This is a genomic window from Oceanospirillum beijerinckii DSM 7166 (genome assembly GCF_000422425.1).
Lineage (GTDB): Bacteria > Pseudomonadota > Gammaproteobacteria > Pseudomonadales > Halomonadaceae > Oceanospirillum > Oceanospirillum beijerinckii.
Genome location: NZ_KE383836.1, coordinates 5,062 through 5,698 on the forward strand (window position 1 = coordinate 5,062; position 637 = coordinate 5,698).

The 637-nt window shown below is 52.7% G+C and carries 1 protein-coding gene; it reads left to right on the forward strand.

The annotated features are described in order from the left end of the window. Positions 1 to 637 (forward strand): hypothetical protein (locus H579_RS29565; RefSeq protein ID WP_036567416.1); only part of this gene is annotated, 637 nt, incomplete at both ends.

A 637-nucleotide genomic window follows, 5' to 3' on the forward strand; every position in this document is an offset into this window, starting at 1 on the left:
GAGCCAGAGCCAGAGCCAGAGCCAGAGCCAGAGCCAGAGCCAGAGCCGGAACCAGAGCCAGAGCCGGAACCAGAGCCGGAACCAGAGCCAGAACCAGAGCCAGAGCCAGAAACTCAGTTGGTTGATGGTGTGCCTGTTACGACGACGGTAACCGTTGATGAGGATGGTGAAGAGACGAAGACGGTGACTGTTCAGCCGGTAGCATCTGAGCGTGAAGATAGTAATGCCCAGACAGAGGAAGCGGATATCCCGTTGCACTTTACCGAAGGTGGCCAGGAAGCGGTGACCAGTGTCAGTTTGCCTACTGGGGTTGGTTTTATAGCGAATGCCAATGAAACGGCGCGGAATAATAATTCGGTGGAGGCGTTACTGCAGCTGATTGATGAATCTGCTGGCCTGGATGAAGAAGACGATATGCTAGACGGTGGGCGTGTCTTCCTTGAAGCGCTTGGTGTGGATGAAGACAATCTCTGGGTCAATAAGGTCACATTGACCACGGATAGTAATGAGCGACCTAGTAGCCCGATTACTATTCGAGGCAGTAACAATAGTGACCGTACCGAGGCGATGGTGATAGATGCGTCCAATCTGCCTTCCGGTACGATTCTGAATCTGCAGAATATTGAGTTTGCGGTCA